The 20405-nt window shown below is 44.6% G+C and carries 12 protein-coding genes; 7 read left to right on the forward strand and 5 right to left on the reverse strand.

Going from position 1 to position 20405, the window contains the following annotated elements; all coding sequences use genetic code 11:
• Nucleotides 1-100: 100 nt before the first annotated feature.
• Nucleotides 101-1522 carry a serine-type D-Ala-D-Ala carboxypeptidase gene (dacB, locus tag FKN16_RS17995; protein WP_170903290.1) on the forward strand — a complete coding sequence of 474 codons (1422 nt, stop codon included), beginning with the start codon at nt 101-103 and terminating at the stop codon, nt 1520-1522.
• Here dacB and FKN16_RS18000 read toward each other — a convergent pair.
• Nucleotides 1501-2346 carry a magnesium transporter gene (locus FKN16_RS18000; protein ID WP_170903292.1) on the reverse strand — a complete coding sequence of 282 codons (846 nt, stop codon included), beginning with the start codon at nt 2344-2346 and terminating at the stop codon, nt 1501-1503. The two genes, dacB and FKN16_RS18000, sit on opposite strands and share 22 nt — an antisense overlap.
• A gap of 418 nt (nt 2347-2764) precedes the next feature.
• Nucleotides 2765-3952, reverse strand: coding sequence for a tyrosine--tRNA ligase (gene tyrS, locus FKN16_RS18005; RefSeq protein ID WP_170903294.1), 1188 nt, complete (start codon nt 3950-3952; stop codon nt 2765-2767).
• A 130-nt stretch (nt 3953-4082) separates the two neighbouring features.
• Between tyrS and FKN16_RS18010 the strand changes: the two genes are divergently transcribed.
• On the forward strand, nt 4083-5375 hold the full coding sequence (locus FKN16_RS18010) for a peptidoglycan DD-metalloendopeptidase family protein (RefSeq protein ID WP_065645536.1): 1293 nt from the start codon (nt 4083-4085) through the stop codon (nt 5373-5375).
• Nucleotides 5376-5440: 65 nt separating this feature from the next.
• Here the strand turns inward: FKN16_RS18010 and vmeK are convergent, their stop codons facing one another.
• The 3 genes from vmeK to erpA all read right to left on the reverse strand — a co-directional run bounded on the left by vmeK (nt 5441) and on the right by erpA (nt 10120).
• Complete coding sequence (gene vmeK / locus FKN16_RS18015) at nt 5441-8545, reverse strand: multidrug efflux RND transporter permease subunit VmeK (RefSeq protein WP_170903296.1); 3105 nt, start codon at nt 8543-8545, stop codon at nt 5441-5443.
• A gap of 9 nt (nt 8546-8554) precedes the next feature.
• The gene (locus FKN16_RS18020) at nt 8555-9673 is read right to left on the reverse strand and encodes an efflux RND transporter periplasmic adaptor subunit (RefSeq protein WP_170903298.1); all 1119 of its coding nucleotides are present in this window, start codon (nt 9671-9673) and stop codon (nt 8555-8557) included.
• 105 nt (nt 9674-9778) lie between these two features.
• Nucleotides 9779-10120 (reverse strand): iron-sulfur cluster insertion protein ErpA, encoded by a 342-nt coding sequence (gene erpA / locus FKN16_RS18025; protein ID WP_170903300.1) that lies wholly within the window; start codon nt 10118-10120, stop codon nt 9779-9781.
• Nucleotides 10121-10366: 246 nt separating this feature from the next.
• On the opposite strand from erpA, the gene hemL reads away from it, so the two are divergent.
• From hemL to FKN16_RS18050, 5 genes are all read left to right on the forward strand, one after another.
• Nucleotides 10367-11662 carry a glutamate-1-semialdehyde 2,1-aminomutase gene (gene hemL / locus FKN16_RS18030; protein ID WP_170903301.1) on the forward strand — a complete coding sequence of 432 codons (1296 nt, stop codon included), beginning with the start codon at nt 10367-10369 and terminating at the stop codon, nt 11660-11662.
• A gap of 346 nt (nt 11663-12008) precedes the next feature.
• Nucleotides 12009-13094 (forward strand): AI-2E family transporter, encoded by a 1086-nt coding sequence (locus FKN16_RS18035; protein WP_048625951.1) that lies wholly within the window; start codon nt 12009-12011, stop codon nt 13092-13094.
• A gap of 76 nt (nt 13095-13170) precedes the next feature.
• Nucleotides 13171-14196 (forward strand): 16S rRNA (guanine(1207)-N(2))-methyltransferase RsmC, encoded by a 1026-nt coding sequence (gene rsmC, locus FKN16_RS18040; protein WP_170903302.1) that lies wholly within the window; start codon nt 13171-13173, stop codon nt 14194-14196.
• 226 nt (nt 14197-14422) lie between these two features.
• Nucleotides 14423-17809: a response regulator gene (locus tag FKN16_RS18045; protein ID WP_048625952.1), complete on the forward strand. Its 3387-nt coding sequence runs from the start codon at nt 14423-14425 to the stop codon at nt 17807-17809.
• Nucleotides 17810-18587: 778 nt separating this feature from the next.
• The gene (locus FKN16_RS18050; RefSeq protein ID WP_005394703.1) at nt 18588-20270 is read left to right on the forward strand and encodes an ABC transporter substrate-binding protein; all 1683 of its coding nucleotides are present in this window, start codon (nt 18588-18590) and stop codon (nt 20268-20270) included.
• Nucleotides 20271-20405 lie beyond the last annotated feature (135 nt).

A 20405-nucleotide genomic window follows, 5' to 3' on the forward strand; every position in this document is an offset into this window, starting at 1 on the left:
TCTCATTCCTGATGACATATAAAGCATTTCTTTAGTTACCTAGCATATTGAAAGGACTTGCGTATACTCAATCACATAACTCACCTTAGAAAGTATCATTATGCGTTTACGTTGGCCCTTGCTCATATTCTCTTCATTACTTTCTGCTTTTTCACAAGCGTACCCTCATCAAGAAGTGTTGCCGGAAGGCTCTCGCATCAGTTTAGTCGCGGAAAAACTCAGTGAGAATGCTGAACTTGACGGTGTTCATCCTACCGAACAACTGTTCCCACCAGCCAGTACATTAAAAATCGTCACAGCATTAGCGGCGAAGTTAGAGCTGGGTGATAACTTCCACTTTCGAACCAAGCTAGAAGCGTCGAGCTCAGACGCAGTGATTTACTTTGTCGGCGATCCAACGCTCCAAACCAACGATTTAAAATCACTTCTTACCCTAGCCAAGAAAAATGGTTTAAAACGTATTGACGGTGACTTATGGCTCGATAACAGCGCATTCACTGGTTACAACCGTGCAGTGGGCTGGCCGTGGGATATCTTGGGAGTTTGCTACAGCGCTCCGGCATCGACCATCACACTCAATAACAACTGCGTGCAGGCTTCTATCTATACGCAAAAAGACGGTGGGACTCGAGTCTACGTACCTGAGCATCAACCTATTCGTGTAACAAGTACTGTCGAGACCGTTTCTAAAACGATTAAGAAAAGTCGTCATTGCGATTTAGGCTTAGTCGCAAACCCTGATAACAACTACAAGCTAACTGGATGCTTAGTTGAGAGGGAGAAACCATTGCCACTTAAATTTGCCGTTCAAGATCCCGAACTTTATACCAGCCATAGATTGGCAGCTTTGCTTAAGCAGCTCAATATTGAGTTATCAGGAAAGATTAGGATCGGTTCGGCTCCGGAAAAACAGCGCAAGCCAATCGCCATGCATCAATCAGAGGCATTACCAGACATTCTGGAAGAGATGCTTAAAAACTCTGATAACTTGATTGCAGATACATTAACCAAAACACTTGGCGCTAAGTTTTTTGTTCAGTCAGGTAGCTTTGCCAACGGTACAGAGGCGATCAAGCAGATCATTTTCGCCAACACTGGTATTGATATTCGTAATGCGCGCCTAGAAGACGGCTCAGGACTTTCACGAAACAATCGTATCTCCGCCACCAAAATGGCGGAAATTCTTCGTTATATTTGGAAGCACGAAGACGAGCTTAAACTGATCGCCATCATGCCGAAGTCAGGTGAGTCAGGCACACTAAAGTACCGACAAAGTATGCGAAAGTTGCCAATTAAAGGACAATTGATCGCCAAAAGCGGCTCCCTCTACGGAACTTACAACATGGCCGGATATGGCTTGGATAAAAATGGTCAACCTAATACCGTTTTTGTTCAGTTTGTTTCAGACTACTTCCCAGAAAAAAGGGACGATAACAAACCTGTCATCGCCCCTATTACACATTTTGAGCAGCTTTTTTATAGTGATATTGTGAACTTTAGTCAGGCAATACCTAAGAAATAGTTCACCACGTTAAAGTAAATCCACATTCCTGAAATATCGACGATAGACGCAAGAACTGGACTCACCAATACGGCTGGGTCCAACTTGCAAGCTCGTGCAATAATTGGCAACAGCCCGCCCAATGTTGTAGAAATGGTGACTTGAATGAACAGCGCAACTGCTATTGCCAGTGCGATATCGGTAAGTTCAAAGCCCCCTGTTGATTGACCGGCACTAAATAACATAATGCGTCCAATCATCACGATAGCGATAGCTAACGCAATAAATAGAGCAACGCGGCTCTCTTTCCACAAAACTTCTAACCATTGGCGTTTTTTTAGCTCTCCAGTTGCAAGAGCACGAATCACCAAAGTTGCAGCTTGTGTTCCTGTATTACCACCAGCCGCAGCGATCACAGGCATGTACACCGCAAGCAAAACGAGCTGGCTAAGGGTGTCTTCATACTGAGCAATGATCAAACCCGACACAATCCCTAAAAGGGCCAGTGCAATGATCCACCCAATACGCTGCTTCACGTGCCCCAAAACACTAGTCGATAAATAACCATCAGGGGTATCAACTTCAGACATATGCAAACCTAATTGGTGAGCATAATGACGTGCGCGTTTGTCATGGCCTGCTTGCTCAAGTTGAGCAATAAGACTATTCACATAACCGACAGAGCAATGCTGCAAAATACCTACCGCCTCATCAATCGGCATGATCGTAAGCAAATGGATTTGTTGCTCTTGCTCATACTGCAAAAATGCATTGCGAGCTGCACCAATTTCTACTTCAGAAAAGTTTGGTGTTGTTTCAATAAAAGTGTTGTTCATTACCGTCATGGCGAATCTCCCGATTGGCATTGGTAACGACCATCGACAAGGCACGCAAAGTCAATCTTGCATACTTAAAGTCACACAACAATTAAGATGCACAGAGAAAACCAATGCGGATGCACTGTCTATTCAGAATGTATGAAGGAAATAACGAGAAGAAAATTAGAAAAGATGCCTCACCACTTAGGTAAGGCGGAGATCGCCAATACCGAAGCGGGTTATTTCGCTCCCTTGATCTTACTCACCCAACGACTGGGAGGATGGTCGGTATTGTTCATGTAAATCTCCGATAACGCTGCCATTATTGGCAGCGTGAGTATAGTAGCAAAGTTCAACATGTTTGGAAGTTTTACTTTGTCTTTTTCGCTAAATTTTTATACAAAAAAAGCGCCCATCAGGCGCTTTCATTTGCAGCGATTATTGATTACTGAATAGTAATACGTGCAAATTTACGTTTGCCTACTTGGAACACGTAAGTACCCGCTGCTGGAGCAAATTTGCTGTCCGCAATTTTTTCACCGTCTATCTTCACAGCGCCCTGCTTAACCATACGCATCGCATCTGACGATGATGGGCATAAGCCCGCTTCTTTCAACAGATTGCTCACTGGGCGACCTGCATCAAAATCAAATTCTGGCATTTCATCAGGAATTTGGTTCTTCGCAAAACGGTTTACGAATTCTTGCTCTGCCGCATCTGCATCAGCTTCACTGTGGAAACGAGCAATAATTTCTCTTGCTAGCAATACTTTGATGTCACGAGGGTTTTTCCCCGCTTCTACATCAGCTTTGAATTGAGCAATCTCTTCCAGAGGACGGAAAGATAGCAGCTCGTAGTAGCTCCACATTAGGTCATCAGAAATAGACATGATTTTACCAAACATTTCGCTTGGCGCTTCGCTGATACCGATGTAGTTGTTTGCTGACTTAGACATCTTCTTCTCGCCATCAAGGCCCACTAGAAGAGGCATCATCAGTACAACCTGTGGTTTTTGACCGTGAGACTTTTGCAGTTCACGACCCATTAGCAGGTTGAACTTCTGGTCAGTACCACCAAGCTCAACGTCAGTTTCCATTGCTACTGAGTCCCAACCTTGTAGAAGTGGGTACATGAACTCATGAATAGCAATTGGCTGACCACCCGCGTAACGCTTTTTAAAGTCATCACGTTCTAGCATACGAGCAACGGTTTGGTTTGCAGCAAGACGAATCATACCTTCTGCACCAAGCTCAGATAACCAATCAGAGTTGAACTGAATCTTAGTTTTTGCAGGGTCTAAAATTTTGAATACCTGCTCTTTGTAAGTTTCTGCATTACGCAATACGTCTTCGCGGCTTAGCGGTGGACGTGTTGTGTTTTTACCTGTTGGGTCACCAACCATTGCAGTGAAGTCACCAATTAGGAACGTCACCTCATGACCTAGCTCTTGGAACAAGCGAAGCTTATTGAAAATAACCGTATGACCTAGGTGAATATCTGGAGCCGTAGGATCCGCACCCAATTTAATACGTAGAGGACGGTCTTCTTTTAGTTTTGCGATAAGCTCTTCTTCTGGAATCAGCTCTTCAACACCGCGCTTAATCTCGGCTAGTGCAGCTTCAATGCTCGCCATTCTTGTTCACTCCCACAGATTTGGCAAAAATATAATAGCTGAACATATTACTTGAATAGCGATGCATTTTGAAACACGTTAGACTAGGTAGTTGTGAATTTTTCCGTTTAATTTAGCAATCAAGTACCTCATGCATTCGATTTTTGTCCGACTTCCACTCTTGCACAAAGTATTGATCGGTTTTTTTAGTGCGCTGATTATCTTCGCGCTCTTCTTTTTACCTGATCCGCAAGACCTAGACCCACAGCAGAGCCGATTAAAAGTTGGTCAACATTATCCTGTGCCAGTTTCCCTAGAACTCAGTGCACTAAACAGTTCGTCTCCAGCGTCCTCCGCTGTACTGCGTTGGGAAACGTACAAAGTGAAAAATGGTGAGAGTGCCGCCATCTTGTTTAGTCGCGTGGGGCTTTCTGCCCGTCTATTGCATGAGCTTGTCTCATCAGACAAAGAAGTGGAAAAGCAATTAACCCGACTTCGACCTGGCGATCGATTGCAATTCGGTTTTGATGAAAACAACGACTTAGTACAGTTAAGAAGAACATTAAGCGCATTCGAAACTTTTCGTATCACGTTAAAAGACGGCAAATACGTCTCAGAAGTCGATAAAAAAGAAGTCGACTTCCAGTACAACTACGCTGAAGCCACCATCAAATCAAACTTTTGGAATGCGGGAATATCTTCTGGATTAAATGGTAACCAAATCATGGAACTGGCTGGCATATTTGGTTGGGACATCGACTTTGCTTTAGATATTCGTAAAAACGACAGCTTCCGAGTGCTTTACCAAGAGGAAGTGGTAGAAGGTGAAGTAATCGGTCGTGGAAAAATCATTGCTGCGATCTTTAAAAACCAAGGCGATACCTTCACCGCAATACTGGATCAGAAAAGTGGCAAGTATTACGACGAAAATGGACGAGCAATGAAAAAAGCGTTCTTGCGCGCGCCGTTGGATTTCCGTCGAGTTTCGTCTAACTTCAACCCACGCCGCTTACACCCTGTAACGGGACGCGTTCGTCCTCATAGAGGCACGGACTATGCGGCACCAGTGGGCACCCCGATTTGGGCGGCTGGCGATGGTGTCGTTCAAAAATCGTCTTACAACAAATTTAATGGTAACTACGTTTTCATTAAACATAGCAATACTTACATTACCAAGTACCTGCACTTAACTAAACGTACAGTACGAGCTGGTCAACGCGTTAAGCAAGGTCAAACCATTGGTACGCTTGGCGGAACAGGTCGTGTAACAGGCCCTCACTTGCACTATGAGTTCCTTGTGAATGGTGTCCACAAAAACCCGCGTACGGTGAATTTGCCACAATCTAAATCCCTAACAGGCAAAGCAAGACAAACTTTCATGGCAAACGCAAAAATTAGCATGGACAAACTTGAGCGCTACAGCAAACTGTTAGCAATGAAGTAAATTGATGTATTGAAAAGGGCAGCTCAGCTGCCCTTTTTGTTTCTTTAATATCATTACGATGAAGCTTACTTTTCGGAGTGATGCTCTCTCCCGAGCATGAGCAAGCATGGTGTCAGAACCAGTGTTAGCAAAGTCGCAAACGCCAATCCACCCGCGACAGCCGTCGCAAGTTGAGACCACCATTGAGTGCTTGGCGCGCCAAATTCCACTTTTTGGTTAACTAAGTCGATGTTCATTTCTAGCACCATTGGCAATAAGCCTAGTATGGTGGTCACCGTCGTGAGTAAAACGGGTCTTAAACGCTGCACACCTGTGCGCAAAATAGCCTCAGATTTTTCTAAACCACGTTTACGCATCTGATTATAAGTATCGATTAAAACAATATTGTTGTTTACCACGATACCAGCCAACGCAATCACTCCAATTCCCGACATAATGATGCCAAATGGCTTTTGGAAAATAAGCAATCCAGCAAAGACCCCAACGGTAGAAAACAACACAGCACTGAGGATTAAGAAAGCTTGATAAAAGCTATTAAACTGCGTAATTAAAATCAGAGCCATCACACCAAGCGCGACAATAAAAGCATTTTGCAAGAATGCTGATGAGTTTTCCTGCTCTTCATTTTGACCCCGAATCTTATATTCAATGCCTTCCGGTAAGTCGAGCTGTTCCATTCCAGCGGCAATCTTAGGTAACTCAAGCGCCAAATTGTAACCTTCCACCATATCCGCTTTAATATTGATAACTCGATGACCGTCGACCCGACGAATGGTGTCTTGCTTATGATCTGGTTTGATTTGAGCAAAATTCGTAATCGGTACCAGACCAGCTGCCGTTTTCACTCTCAGTTGGTCAAATCGACCAATATCGCGCTTATCTTGTGGATAGCGTACCAAAATATCGACTTCTTCATCCGCATCATCGGGCAAATAATCGCCTATTTTCAAACCGTTTGTAACAAACTGAACAGTATTCCCGACTAAGGTCGCATCCGCTGCAAAGCGAGAGGCGTCATCTCGCTGGATATCAATTTGCCAATCAATCCCTTCCTTATTAGTGGTATCACTCAAATTGGTCAGTGCAGAATTACCATCAGCCCAGTGTCGGACTTGTTTGGCCGCTTCATCTAACGCACTAACACTCAAGTTTCGCGATGACACTTCAATCACGAGATCATGCTCAACAGGCGGTCCTGCGTCCGGGAATTTATACTCAAGTTCAACACCATAAAAGCGATCTGTGGTCTCTTTTAGCTCTTCAATAATGGTTTTCACTTTGCGTCGATACTGCCAATCCACAGGTGTTATCTGAATCTGGCCGATTTCATCCCCATTATCACTGGAGCCTGTACGCGTGTAGACACTTTCAAACTCGTCATGACCGAGCATCACCTTCTCGATTTCGCGCATAACAACGTCTTTTTCGTGAATAGACAGGTCACCATAAGAGCGAACTTTAACGGTAAAAAAGGCAGGGTCCACTTCAGGGAAAAACTCTGCGCCCAAGCCAGCTTTGTTGTAGGTAAAACCGACACCTGCCGCTAGCAGTATCGCGCTGAGTAATACTTTCCATGGGTGACGAATCGCCACCGACAGAGTCTGGTAATAAAGCTTGGTAATGCCTGTCGCTTTTTCAAAGTTGCCGTTATGCAGCTCAACCATTTCTCGCTGAGCTTTCTGATTGACTACTTGAGGCTTGCCAATGATCCCACCGATGACAGGAACGAACAGTAAAGCCATCATCAGCGAAGCGGCCAAGGTAGCAATTAAAGTAAGTGGTAAGTACTTCATGAACTCACCTGTGATGTCTGGCCAGAAAAGTAACGGAGCAAACGCAGCCAATGTGGTTGCAGTGGATGCGGTAATTGGCCATGCCATCCGCTTTGCTGCATCTCGATAGGCTTCTTTACGAGGTGTACCTTCTTGCATGCGCCTGTCAGCAAACTCTGTCACCACAATGGCACCATCCACCAACATGCCCACCGCCATAATTAAGGCAAACAGTACGACGATATTGACCGTCAACCCAAATACCGATAACACCAACAACCCAGTCAAGAACGATCCCGGAATAGAAATACCTACGAGAAGCGCGGTCCTAACCCCCAATATGGCGATAATGACGATAACTACGAGGATAATTGCGGATAAGATATTGTTTTGTAGATCACTGAGCATCAATTTGACATCGTCGGATTGATCCCAAGTGTATTTAACTTGCAAATTACTTGGCCACTCCGCTCGCAGTTGTCCTTGAGCAATCACCTCTTTGACTAACGCTACGGTTTCAATAATGTTCTCGCCCGCACGCTTTTTCACGTCAAGCACAATGGCAGGCTCACCATCTAAACGAGCAAAACTTTCAGGGTCGCGAAATGCACGTCGTACTGTCGCCACATCGCCAAAAGTGATCACCTCTTTGCCATTCACCTTGATCGGTAGTTCAAGCACATCTTTCAGTGAATCAAAAACCGATGGGACTTTTACCGAAAAGCGTCCATACCCAGTATCGACAAACCCCGCTGCCACAACCCGGTTATTCAAGGCGATTAAATTATAGATATCCGCTTGATCGAGACCGTAGCTTTCCATTAATAGTGGATCGACAACTATCTCCACGATGTCTTCGCGATCTCCTGCGATTTCAACCTCAAGAATCTGACGGAAACTTTCCAAGCGATCACGTAACGTTCTAGCAATCTGAACAATGGTTCGCTCTGGTACGGTGCCATAGAGCACAACGGTCAAAACAGGCTCTTCAGATGCAAACGTGACTTCGTTTACCGTTGGCTCATCACTGTCCTCTGGCAATTTTGGCTTCGCAAGGTCAACGGCGTCTCGGACATCTGCCATCGCTTTATCAAGATCCACTCCAACACTAAATTCCAGCGTCACCGAAGCATGACCTTCTGATGCCACAGAGGTCATCTCTTTTACGCCTTCAATAGAGCGCAACTCTTGCTCTATTGGGCGAACTAATAAACGCTCGGCATCGACGGGAGAAATGCCTTGATGTCCAACGGAAACGTAGATAATAGGAATGGTAATATCAGGGCTCGATTCCTTGGGGATAGTGACGTAAGTAATGACACCGGCAATTAAGATCATCACCAATAATGTCAGCATAGTGCGAGCGCGAGATAACGCAGCATCAATCAGAGTGTACATAGGTGCTCCTTACTGCTCACTAGCCGCTTCAACAACTACGTCATCAACTTTGTTGGCCAGTACTTGATCGCCATCGCGTACAAACCCTTGCCCCAGTACGATAATATCGGCTCGCTCTCCTAACCCAGAGAGCCAAACACCATCATCCTCGGCCTTAACGAGCTGAATCGGAACAAATTCAACATGCTCATTACGCAGTGTTTTAACGCCTAAATTACCTTCTTCATCGAGTGCTAGCATTGCAGCCGTAATCTTTACCGCTAACACTTCACTCAACGGCAACTGTACTTCAGCGCTCATACCGGCCGGAATTCTTGCGTCTTGGTTATCAATTTCGATTTCAATTGGAAAGGTGTTAGTAGAAGCAGAAGAAACACGCCCAATGTAGCGTACCCGACCTTGATAATGCTGTTGGTTAATGGTTCTTACATCGGCTTGTAGACCTTCCTTAAGGTATTGTATATGCCGCTCACTGACATCAGCTTCAATCACCAAAGTGTCCAAATCAATGACCGTCGCAATAGGATCGCCAATCCCTACAAAGTCGCCTAACTCAACAAAGTGGTGATCAACAATGCCATCGAATGGTGCTTTCACCTCGGTATTTCTTAATGCCGTTTGCACGTTGCTCAAATTCGCTCGAGCATCCACCAATGCCGCTTGTGCTGTCGCAAACGCAACTTCGCCCTGTAGTCCGCGACTTTTTAGCGATTTAGCTGCATTAAACTCTTTCTCTTTAACCAACAGCATCGCCTGAGCCCGCTTGAGCTGAATACCAAGATCGCGCTTGTCGATGCTTGCGATCACTTGCCCCAGCTTGACTGTTTGACCTTTTTCTATATTGAGGCTGACTATTTTACCGGCGACTTCAGCGCCAAGGCGCGCTTGACGATTGGGTGCAGTCCGCCCATACAGTTCGATGGTTTTACTTGTGGGTTCAGCAATAAAGGTGTCGAACATCACCTTTGCAAGTGGCGTGGTGTTCGTTGAAGAGGATGAAGAATTGAGATTATCATCTTGTGCTTTCAGTTGACCGATTGCCAACCATGCAACAAGAAGCAATATGAGGATAAGAGATACTAGCCACGGGCGCTCGACAATGCGACGTCCGAAAGACGATCCAGACATATAAAGTCCTTTTTATTATTTCTCTGCATATTCTGCGAGAGCGACTTTACGTGACATCCTTCTACGTAAAGTTCAGGCAGCCACTGGCTGCCTGATTGGTGTTAATTACACACTGAACGATGCACCACAACCACATGTTGTCGTTGCATTTGGGTTGTTTACAAAGAAGCGCGCTCCTTCTAACCCTTCTGTGTAGTCAACAATGCCGCCAACGAGATATTGCAGACTCATAGGGTCTACAACCAGCGTTACACCACTGTTTACGATTGTCGTATCGCCTTCGTTTACATTTTCATCAAAAGTAAAGCCGTATTGGAAGCCGCTACAGCCGCCACCAGTAATGTATACGCGCAGTTTCAATGTTGGGTTTTCTTCTTCAGCAATCAATGCTTTAACGCGAGATGCTGCTGCGTCAGAAAAAGATAATGGTACGTTTACTTCGCTCACGAAGACCTCTCTCACTCGTGTAATGCGTCAAGCCTGAAGCAAGACGTCAAATTTGTGCTAATTGAGACGATTATCCAATACCTGACAAACTCGTTCAAGTATTCACCGCCGATTCTTTATAACAGATGCGGATATATAAGATTACACTGCGAAACAACACATAAATTAAGCAAAACGTTTCTAACTTGATTATAGCTAGGTACAATGCGCTCCACTTGGTCCGAGCAATCAAAAGAGGATAACCCCATGACCAAATCATCAGAGCTGTATCAAAAAGCTCAGCAAACCATCCCTGGCGGTGTCAATTCACCAGTTCGTGCATTCAACGGCGTTGGCGGCTCTCCGCTATTTATCGAACGAGCAGACGGTCCACTGATTTTTGATGCCGATGGTAAAGCGTACATTGATTACGTTGGCTCTTGGGGTCCAATGATTCTTGGCCACAACCACGCGGTTATCCGCGAAGCCGTCATTGACGCAGCGCAACGTGGCCTCAGCTTCGGTGCGCCAACAGAACTTGAAATCGCGATGGCAGAGTTAGTTTCTGAACTTGTTCCATCAATGGAGCAAATCCGCATGGTAAGTTCTGGTACCGAAGCGACTATGAGCGCGATTCGCCTTGCACGTGGCTTCACTGGTCGCGACAAGATCATGAAATTTGAAGGTTGTTACCACGGCCACGCTGACAGCTTGCTAGTCAAAGCGGGCTCTGGCGCATTGACTCTTGGTCAACCAAGCTCTCCTGGCGTTCCTGCAGATTTTGCTAAGCACACGCTAACAGCAACATTCAACGACCTAGATTCTGTACGTGAGCTTTTCGCTGCTAACAAAGGCGAAATCGCTTGTATCATCGTTGAGCCAGTTGCAGGCAACATGAACTGTATTCCACCAGTGGAAGGCTTCCACGAAGGTCTACGTGAAATCTGTGATCAAGAAGGCGCGCTACTGATTTTTGATGAAGTTATGACAGGCTTCCGTGTGGCACTTGGTGGCGCACAAGCGCACTACAACATCAAGCCAGACCTAACGACACTGGGTAAAGTGATCGGTGGTGGTATGCCAGTGGGTGCTTTCGGTGGTCGTAAAGAAGTAATGCAATATGTTGCGCCAACGGGTCCGGTTTACCAAGCGGGTACGCTTTCTGGCAACCCTGTCGCAATGGCTGCAGGCTATGCATGTTTGAACCTTCTTAAAGAAGAAGGCAACGAAAAACGCCTAGCTTCAAAAACCAAACAACTAGCAGATGGCTTTAAGTATCTAGCAGAGAAACACGGTATTCCTCTGGTTGTGAACCAAGTGGGCGGCATGTTCGGCTTCTTCTTCACTGACCAAGAAAAAGTGACTTGCTACGAAGACGTAACGAAGTGCGATGTGGAACGCTTCAAGCGCTTCTTCCACTTAATGCTCAAACACGGTGTCTACCTAGCGCCTTCAGCGTTCGAAGCTAGCTTCACTTCCCTTGCTCACGGTTCAAAAGAAATCGATGCCACGCTAGAAGCGGCTGACCGCTGTTTTGCAACTCTTGCAGAAGAAGCAAAATAATCGCTTAAAAGCTGCGATAACTAATTTAAAAAAGGACCATCACGGTCCTTTTTTATTGCCAATTCAATATAACCAATACTGCTAAAACACCAATAACAATGCCAAACCACGGTATTCGTTTGGCTTTTTTCTCGGTTTGACACTTTTTATCATCGTTGCAACAACCCATACTTCATCTCTTGATTGATAACCGACTGATTTGTGGTCATTATAACAAGGTATATTGCTCTGCTCTAATTCGGCATTGTCATAAGCTTGAAAGAGTTAAGAGTGCAAAGTAATAAAGGTTCAACGCCATCTTTGAAGGCGCAAACCGTAAACGTCACCTGTAAGTTGGACTAATCTCATGCCAAATAATGTAAAAATAACGTCGAGTCACCGAGTGCTAATGGTCGCTTTACTCGCCGCTGCTTTTGCTTGCTACTTATTGGTTGAGCCATACATCAATTCCATTGTGATGGCTTTTATCATTTCTTTGCTCATGTTTCCGGTACACGAATGGTTTGAGCGAAAAATTCCCAAGCACCCCAATATGGCCGCACTGCTGTCATGTGTCGTCTTGACGTTTATTATCGTTATCCCACTGCTATTTGTGTTTGCAGCCATTGTTCAACAAGGCTCTGTTTTTTCACAAAATACGTACAACTGGGTCACTAATGGCGGCATCCAAGATATATTTCAACATCCTTTTGTTATCAAAGGTTTAGCTATAGTTAATGAGTACTTACCTTTCGATAAAATCGAGCCAAAAGCCATTGCTGAGAAAATTGGTCAATTTGCTACATCGTTTGGCTCTAACCTAGTTGCTATCAGCGCCAAGATTTTAGGAGACGCCACCAACTTCCTAATGAACTTCTTCCTGATGCTGTTTGTGCTGTTTTTTCTGCTTCGTGACCACGACAAAATTATCTCTGCGATTCGTCATATTCTGCCACTCTCACGTAGCCAAGAAGACCGCATATTGACAGAGATAGAGCAAGTTTCTAAATCAGCCGTGATGGGCTCATTCATGACAGCGATTGCTCAAGGTCTGGCTGGCGGTATCGGTATGTGGCTCGCCGGCTTCCCTGGGTTATTTTGGGGAACGATGATGGGCTTTGCATCATTCATTCCAGTTGTCGGAACCGCACTAATCTGGATTCCTGCAGCAGCGTACTTGTTCTTAACAGGCGATATGACTTGGGCTATATTCTTGACGGTGTGGAGTGTGGTCGTCGTTGGCTCTATTGATAACCTATTGCGTCCGCTGCTAATGCAAGGCAGCGCAGGCATGAACACCCTAATGATTTTCTTCTCGTTACTGGGGGGTCTGCATTTATTTGGATTGATCGGCCTGATTTACGGTCCACTGATTTTTGCCGTGACAATGGTACTGTTTAATATCTACGAAGAAGAATTCAAAGACTTCCTCAACCAGCAAGACAACAGCTAGTCACAGCTTAATCACTTCAAGCTTGGGGCAGATTGTGCGAAAATCTGCCCCAAATTATTTCTGATGAACCCAATTTATGTCTGCTTATATCGCTCCTAGCCAAATAGCTCAGCGTCAGCTCGAGTACTTCAACGGAAAACATGTTTTAGTTGCAGGTGAAATCGAAGATCTCTTTCCACTTGAACTGACCAAACACTGTGAATCTGTAGAAGTCTTCACATCAAACTACAGCTTCTACCGTCAAATTCGCACTCATAACAAGGTTAAAAGCCATTTTGGTTCTGAGTTTAATACTGAGACACAAGCAGACATGGTGCTTTTGTACTGGCCTAAAGCCAAAGCCGAAGCCGAATACCTCCTGGCGATGTTGATGGCGAAACTAGGCGTGAACACTGAAATTGTAGTGGTTGGCGAAAACCGCTCAGGTGTTAAAAGCATCGAGAAGATGTTCAAAGAGTATGGCCCGGTCAATAAATACGATTCCGCTCGTCGCTGTTCATTTTACTGGGGCACTTGCCTCAATGAACCAAAGCCGTTCAATCAAGCAGACTGGTTTAAAACCTATACGGTCACACTTGGTGAGCAATCACTGACTGTTAAGAGTTTGCCTGGAGTATTCAGTCATGGCGAATTCGATTTAGGTAGCCGCCTATTACTCGAAACCTTACCTACTCTATCAGGTAAAGTCCTCGACTTTGGATGTGGTGCTGGGGTGTTAGGTGCTTTCATGGCAAAAGCCAATCTAGAAATTGCGATTGAGATGTGTGACATTAACGCGTATGCCATCACATCGAGTCAAGCCACACTAAAAGCCAATGGATTAACCGGCCATGTATTCGCCTCTGATATTTACTCAGACACTGCCGACGATTATCGTTTTATCATCAGTAACCCACCTTTCCACAGTGGTTTAGATACGAACTACAACGCAGCAGAAACACTCTTGGGTCAGGCTCCAAAGTATCTCGATAACCATGGTGAAATGCTCATTGTCGCGAATAGCTTCTTAAAATATCCACCAATTATTGAGCGAGCGTTTAATAATTGCGAGACGCTAAATAAGACCAATAAGTTTTCTATCTACTACGCCAAAAAGTCATAATCTTCCCTCGCGCAGGTACAAACCTGCGCGATTTTTTCTCAAAAACTCAACACTCATAAGAAAAACTGCGTCACCCTGCACGCTTTACAACTAACTTTCTTGTCAAAGAAAAAAAACTCGTTAATTTTGTTAATTCTATCTAGTTGAACATCTTATCCGTTTTTAACGAGAACCTCGGCAGCGATGTACATTTTAGAACTGCCCTTTATGAGTTGTAATCTTATCCATGTTTAAATTCTACAAAAAACAGAAATTTAAGCGCCTTCAGAGTACACTGATGACCGCATTTCTGGTGCTCAGTATCACACCTCTTACTATTACTGCGATTTTTTTCCTACAGTCCCACAGTAAAGATCTGCAAGAACAAAGCACCTCACACTTGTTGTCTGTTCGAGATACAAAACAACAGCAAATTATCGACTACTTTGAGGCGCGGGAAACCGAAGTCATGGGCTTTGTGCGCTCTGAACTGGCTTACGCCAGTGGTGGTCGATTCTACGGTCTCGTCAATGCTTTTAGTCGTTTAGGCAATGACATTGAAGAATCTCGTAAAAATGCCCAACAGCGCTACATTGAAGGCAGCGGAGATCAAATCAAAACGTCAACGTTACCCGAGTCTTCCAACTATGTCGGAAGTGAACGTTACCGACTCTTACATAAACGTTACCACTGGGCCTACTTGGAGCTCCTCAAGCGCTCTGATTTTAATGATATTTTGCTGGTCGATATCAACGGTAATGTCACCTACTCGATCAACAAAGACGATAACTACGGAACAAACTTATTATCAGGCCCCTACAAAGACTCAGCACTTGGCAAAACCTTCAAGCGTCTAGCTGATGACGTCACTGAACGCCGTAAGGTGAATGAAGACTACACCCCTGTGATTGTGTCTGATTTCGAACTGGAAGGTGGTAAACAAGTCGCTTGGTTAGGTGCTCCAATTGTTCAGCAAGGCTACCTACACAGCTATGCTATGTTCCGCTTACCAAATAATGGCATCACGAAGTTAGCCGCAGACGCCAACCGAGAGTCATCCATTAACACCTTACTGGTTGGAAATGATCACCAACCTCGCACAATTAACACCAAGCAAGATGACATTAAGAACAGCTTAGAAGTGATCGATAAAGCACTCTCTGGTGCATTTGGCGTCGGCACTTACACGAACGGTTTAGGTGAAGAGATCATCGCTGCTTATGCACCGATTGAAACGCGTGGTGTTATTTGGGCACTCGTCGTGCAATTACCAGAAAACGAAGCTTTCGCTCGTATTCATCAACTAGAAAAACTGTTTGTTATCGCCATGCTGATCGCCATCATTCTAGTGGTAATCGCTTCCCATTATTTATCAAACTTTATTACTTCTCCGTTGCTGAAGTTAACTTGGGCTGCCGAAAAAGTGTCTGCCGGAGATCTTGATGACACCACCTTTAATACGGTTCGCAAAGATGAAATAGGCCGTCTTGCGCTGAGTTTTGAACGAATGCAACGCTCTATTCGAGAGAAAATTCAAACCATTAAGAAGCAAAATGAAGAGCTCGAGAGCAACATACAGATCATTCAAAAACAAAATGATGAACTGCAATTGGCCGACAAACTTAAAGATGAGTTCTTAGCCACCACTTCTCATGAACTCCGCACACCATTGCACGGCATGGTCGGAATCGCTGAGACTTTAGCGTCCGGCGCTAACGGTGCTATTCCTGCTAGCCAAAAATATCAGCTTGATATCATCATTAAAAGTGGGCAACGTCTCGCAAACCTTGTTGATGACTTATTGGATTATCATAAAATGCGTTACGGAAGCATGGATATCCAGAAGTCAGCGGTGAGTTTAGCCAGTGCAACGCGACTGGTACTAGAGCTTTCCAGCCATTTACTCGGAAATAAAACCATCCGTATCATCAACCAAGTACCAGCGGATTTGAAAGCGGTGTCTGCCGATCCTCAACGCCTTGAACAAGTGTTATATAACCTGATCGGTAATGCGATTAAGTACACCTCAGAAGGTAAAATCGTTATCTCCGCCAATGTGGTTGATGATCATGTTCGTGTGCAAGTTGTGGATACTGGGCAAGGTATTCCCGCAGAACATCTTGAACATATTTTCGAACCACTTATCCAAGCAGGACAAGACGCAAGTCGCTATCGTCAAGGTGCGGGGCTCGGGCTTTCGATTAGCCGTCAATTGATTGAGTTGATGGGTGGCTCGTTATACGTCAGCAGCCAGCCTATGGTCGGCACCACCTTCAGTTTCACGTTACCACTTGCCAGTGAAGAAGAGATCCAAACAACTCAAACCCTTGCAGCGCACGGACACTTCCAGATTCCTGAAATCGATGTAGAGAACAATGAAGACTTATCACTGCCAGAGAATCCAGACGGCCCGTTACTGTATGTCGCTGACGATGAGCCAGTAAACCTGCGTGTGCTTGAGAGCTTCTTACGTTTAGAGGGCTATCGCGTACGTACCGTCTCTGATGGACCAGAAACATTAGCACTCGTTGAGCAGGAAAAACCGGAACTCCTATTATTGGATATCATGATGCCAGGCATGAGCGGCTATCAAGTCTGTAGTGAATTACGTGAAACTTATGACCATGCCGAGCTACCTATCATTATGCTCACCGCGCTTAGTCAAACAGAAGATCGTGTACGAGGCTTTGAAGCAGGAGCCAACGACTATTTATCTAAGCCATTCAATAAACAAGAGCTAGCTGCGCGCATCCAAGCGCACTTAACGGCAAGCCAAGCTGAAATGCGCCACATGGAGAATAAGATACTTGAATCTGAACTTCGCCAACGAGCGGCTGTAGAGGCAAGCTTATTAGAAACTCAAGGGCGATTGTTGGAACAACTGGAATCGGCTCCTGAAGCGATTATCTGTTTGCGTGAAGATAAACGTATCCGGTTTGCTAATGAAGCTGCTTGCAAGCTATTCAAGCGTAACTTAGAACAATTAAAACGTTCATCTGCCGATGAGTTGATTGCACCTAAGTATCTGACCGTCAAACAACCTCATTACTGTGGCAAGATTGATATCTATATTGAAGATATTCGTCAAAACATCGAAGCAGACATTCTTAAACTACCTGAAGGCTCAGGCTTAGATGTCATGTATATCTTTAATGTTGGCGGAGGAGCCAATGCCGCTCGCATACACAACCTAGAAACCGCAGTAGAGGTGCTTTCAAGTTATGCTTTTGATGGCGATAAAGACCAGCTGCAGAAGCTGAAAGAACTCGGTGGAGAGTTTACACGCCTTGCAGACAAAGCGCTTGGTAACAAAAAAGACAAACAAGAGCTAATGCGAGAAATTCTGGTCGACGCAATGACACATGCCTTAGAGTATTGGGAGTCAGTCACTGGTGAAAGTAAATTCGCATTTGCCGAACAAAGTGGCTTATGGCGCGTTTATCTTGACCGTAGCACTCTGCAAACACGCACTTTGGATAAATACATGCGTATAGAAACTCTGCCGAAAACGCCACGTTGGAGAACGGTGTTGAGCTCGATAGAATTCATCCTTGAACACTGTAAAGAACAGAGTCCTGAGCGTGCGTACATCGAAGCTCAACGAGATAAACTACAGCGACTGTTGACCAGCTAATACCTATCAAAAAAACTAGCCCAGCGCATACGCTGGGCTTTTTATTATCCAAGCCTTCTCTTTCTCTAAAGACGAACAATACAGCGACTCTCTACCGTTACCACATTAAAATGCCGAATAAGCCTCTGGACAAAGTTGTCCATGGTAGGCATTCCAAACATACGCTTCTATCGATATAACCTACCCAAACCAGGTTGAATCGAGCGAATAAAACACTTCATTTTCACAATAAAAAAAGAGCAATAAATGAGAGAAAACTGTCGATAAAAGAGACTATTTTTCAGATAACAAACGGTTTTTAACCAACAATTGACAGAGATTGCGAACTCAATCACAACAGAACGGCAGATTAATTTTTAGCTAATTAATTAACACATTTTCTGCATGTGAGCGAGATCTCCGAACCAGGAAGAGAATCAGAAGGCTTTTATTTTAAATAGATTATAAGTTAGCAATCACTAACACTCACTATTAACAAGGATATAAACTGCGACGCATATCAACGTTTATTTTTTGGTCTATCTCTAGTCAAAATTAGCCAAAGTAACGTTTATAACGGAGAGTGACGATATTTTAACGTTTTTAACGAGAATCGAGTTTGATTATTTTATGGATAAGGTGTTTTCTTACTCCTGCCTAAGGCCTACAGGCCACTCTTGGCGAAACTCAATATTGTAATGAGTAATGCATAAACAAGAGGTAGGTCTTGGAGAGTGTTTATCAATTGATGACATTCAATTCCATTTAGTGAAATGAAAGCAAATAGTAAGGAACAGCTATGCTTGCCAATATTAAAAAAACAGCACTAGCAACAGCAATTATTGCAACGGCTACTACAGGTTTTGCATCGGTAGCTACTGCGGCTGAACGCAGTGAACTGACTATCCACCCTAAAGAGTTTACAACTTTCGTTCGTAACTTTAACCCTTTCTTGGGTGCAACTAACCTGCACACAACAACCGACTTTATTTACGAGCCGCTCGTTGTTTTTAACGAAATGCACGGTAACACGCCAGTATTTCGTCTAGCAGAAAACTTTACCATGGCTGATGACCTAATGAGCGTGACCTTCGATATTCGTAAGGGCGTAAAATGGTCTGACGGCAAAGCGTTTACCGCTGATGACGTAGTTTATTCTTTCAACCTAGTTAAAGAGAAGCCAGAGCTAGACCAATCTGGTATCAACTCTTGGGTTACTGGCGTAGAGAAAGTTAACGACTATAAAGTTAAATTCCGTCTAAGCGAAGCAAACTCAAACGTTCCTTACGAAATTGCGAAAGTACCAGTTGTACCTAAGCACGTATGGAGCAAAGTGAAAGATCCAGCAACATTCACAAACGAAAATCCAGTAGGTAGTGGTCCATTTACCGAAATCGACACTTTTACACCGCAACTATACATTCAGTGTGAGAACCCGAATTACTGGGATGCTGATAACCTAGATGTAGACTGTCTACGAGTTCCACAAATCGCGAACAACGACCAATTCTTGGGCAAAATCGTTAACGGCGAAATGGACTGGACGTCTTCATTCGTACCAGACATCGACCGTACTTACGCTGCAGCAAGTCCGAATCACCACTACTGGTACCCACCAGCGGGTACTCAAGCGTTTGTAGTGAACTTCAAAAACCCAGACGCGGCGAAAAACGAAGCACTTACTAACGTTGACTTCCGTCGTGCGTTCTCTATGGCGCTAGACCGTCAAACGATTATCGACATTGCATTCTACGGTGGCGGTACAGTAAATGACTTCGCTTCAGGTCTAGGCTACGCATTCGAAGCTTGGTCTGACGAAGAGACGCACAACAAGTACAAAGGTTACAACACATACAACGCCGAAGGTGCGAAAAAGCTTCTTGCTAAAGCAGGCTTCAAAGATGTAAACAAAGATGGCTTTGTAGATACACCATCTGGCAAGTCTTTCGAGCTTCTCATTCAATCGCCAAACGGTTGGACTGACTTTAACAACACTGTACAACTAGCTGTTGAGCAACTAGCAGAAGTAGGCATTAAAGCACGTGCTCGTACTCCAGATTTCTCGGTATACAACCAAGCAATGCTAGAAGGTACATACGACGTTGCTTACACCAACTACTTCCACGGTGCGGATCCACACTTGTACTGGGACAGCGGCTACAACTCGAAGCTACAGTCTGGTGACGGTATGCCTCGCTTTGCAATGCACTTCTACAAGAACGATAAGTTAGACGGTCTTCTTAACAGCTTCTACAAAACCGCTGATAAGCAAGAACAGCTAGAAATCGCTCATGGTATCCAGAAGATCATTGCTCAGGACCAAGTAACCATTCCTGTGCTATCTGGCGCGTACATGTATCAATACAACACAACTCGCTTCACTGGTTGGTGGAACGAAGAAAATCCTAAGGGCCGTCCAAACATTTGGGCTGGTATCCCAGAGCGTCTACTTCACGTGCTGGACCTAAAACCAGTTAAATAAGTAGAAGTTCATTTCAAGCGGCATACATCCCGTGTGCCGCCTATAAAAATCCCTTGTTAACGAAACCAATATGTGGCGCTCGTCGTCAGGGGATTTTTCGCTCTAAATTTCGCTAGGAGCGACCTGAAACCAGAA

Origin of the sequence: Vibrio sp. 11-4(1) (assembly GCF_013048625.1) — a bacterium.
GTDB classification, from domain to species: Bacteria; Pseudomonadota; Gammaproteobacteria; order Enterobacterales; family Vibrionaceae; genus Vibrio; species Vibrio diabolicus.

What these genes read in the sequence shown, in the direction of transcription:
- rsmC (WP_170903302.1), top strand. Translation starts at nt 13,171, where the DNA reads ATGTCTGCTTATATCGCTCCTAGCCAAATAGCTCAGCGTCAGCTCGAG.
- vmeK (WP_170903296.1), bottom strand. Translation starts at nt 8,545, where the DNA reads ATGTACACTCTGATTGATGCTGCGTTATCTCGCGCTCGCACTATGCTG.
- FKN16_RS18000 (WP_170903292.1), bottom strand. Translation starts at nt 2,346, where the DNA reads ATGACGGTAATGAACAACACTTTTATTGAAACAACACCAAACTTTTCT.
- FKN16_RS18010 (WP_065645536.1), top strand. Translation starts at nt 4,083, where the DNA reads ATGCATTCGATTTTTGTCCGACTTCCACTCTTGCACAAAGTATTGATC.
- FKN16_RS18020 (WP_170903298.1), bottom strand. Translation starts at nt 9,673, where the DNA reads ATGTCTGGATCGTCTTTCGGACGTCGCATTGTCGAGCGCCCGTGGCTA.
- tyrS (WP_170903294.1), bottom strand. Translation starts at nt 3,952, where the DNA reads ATGGCGAGCATTGAAGCTGCACTAGCCGAGATTAAGCGCGGTGTTGAA.
- FKN16_RS18035 (WP_048625951.1), top strand. Translation starts at nt 12,009, where the DNA reads ATGCCAAATAATGTAAAAATAACGTCGAGTCACCGAGTGCTAATGGTC.
- dacB (WP_170903290.1), top strand. Translation starts at nt 101, where the DNA reads ATGCGTTTACGTTGGCCCTTGCTCATATTCTCTTCATTACTTTCTGCT.
- hemL (WP_170903301.1), top strand. Translation starts at nt 10,367, where the DNA reads ATGACCAAATCATCAGAGCTGTATCAAAAAGCTCAGCAAACCATCCCT.
- FKN16_RS18050 (WP_005394703.1), top strand. Translation starts at nt 18,588, where the DNA reads ATGCTTGCCAATATTAAAAAAACAGCACTAGCAACAGCAATTATTGCA.
- FKN16_RS18045 (WP_048625952.1), top strand. Translation starts at nt 14,423, where the DNA reads ATGTTTAAATTCTACAAAAAACAGAAATTTAAGCGCCTTCAGAGTACA.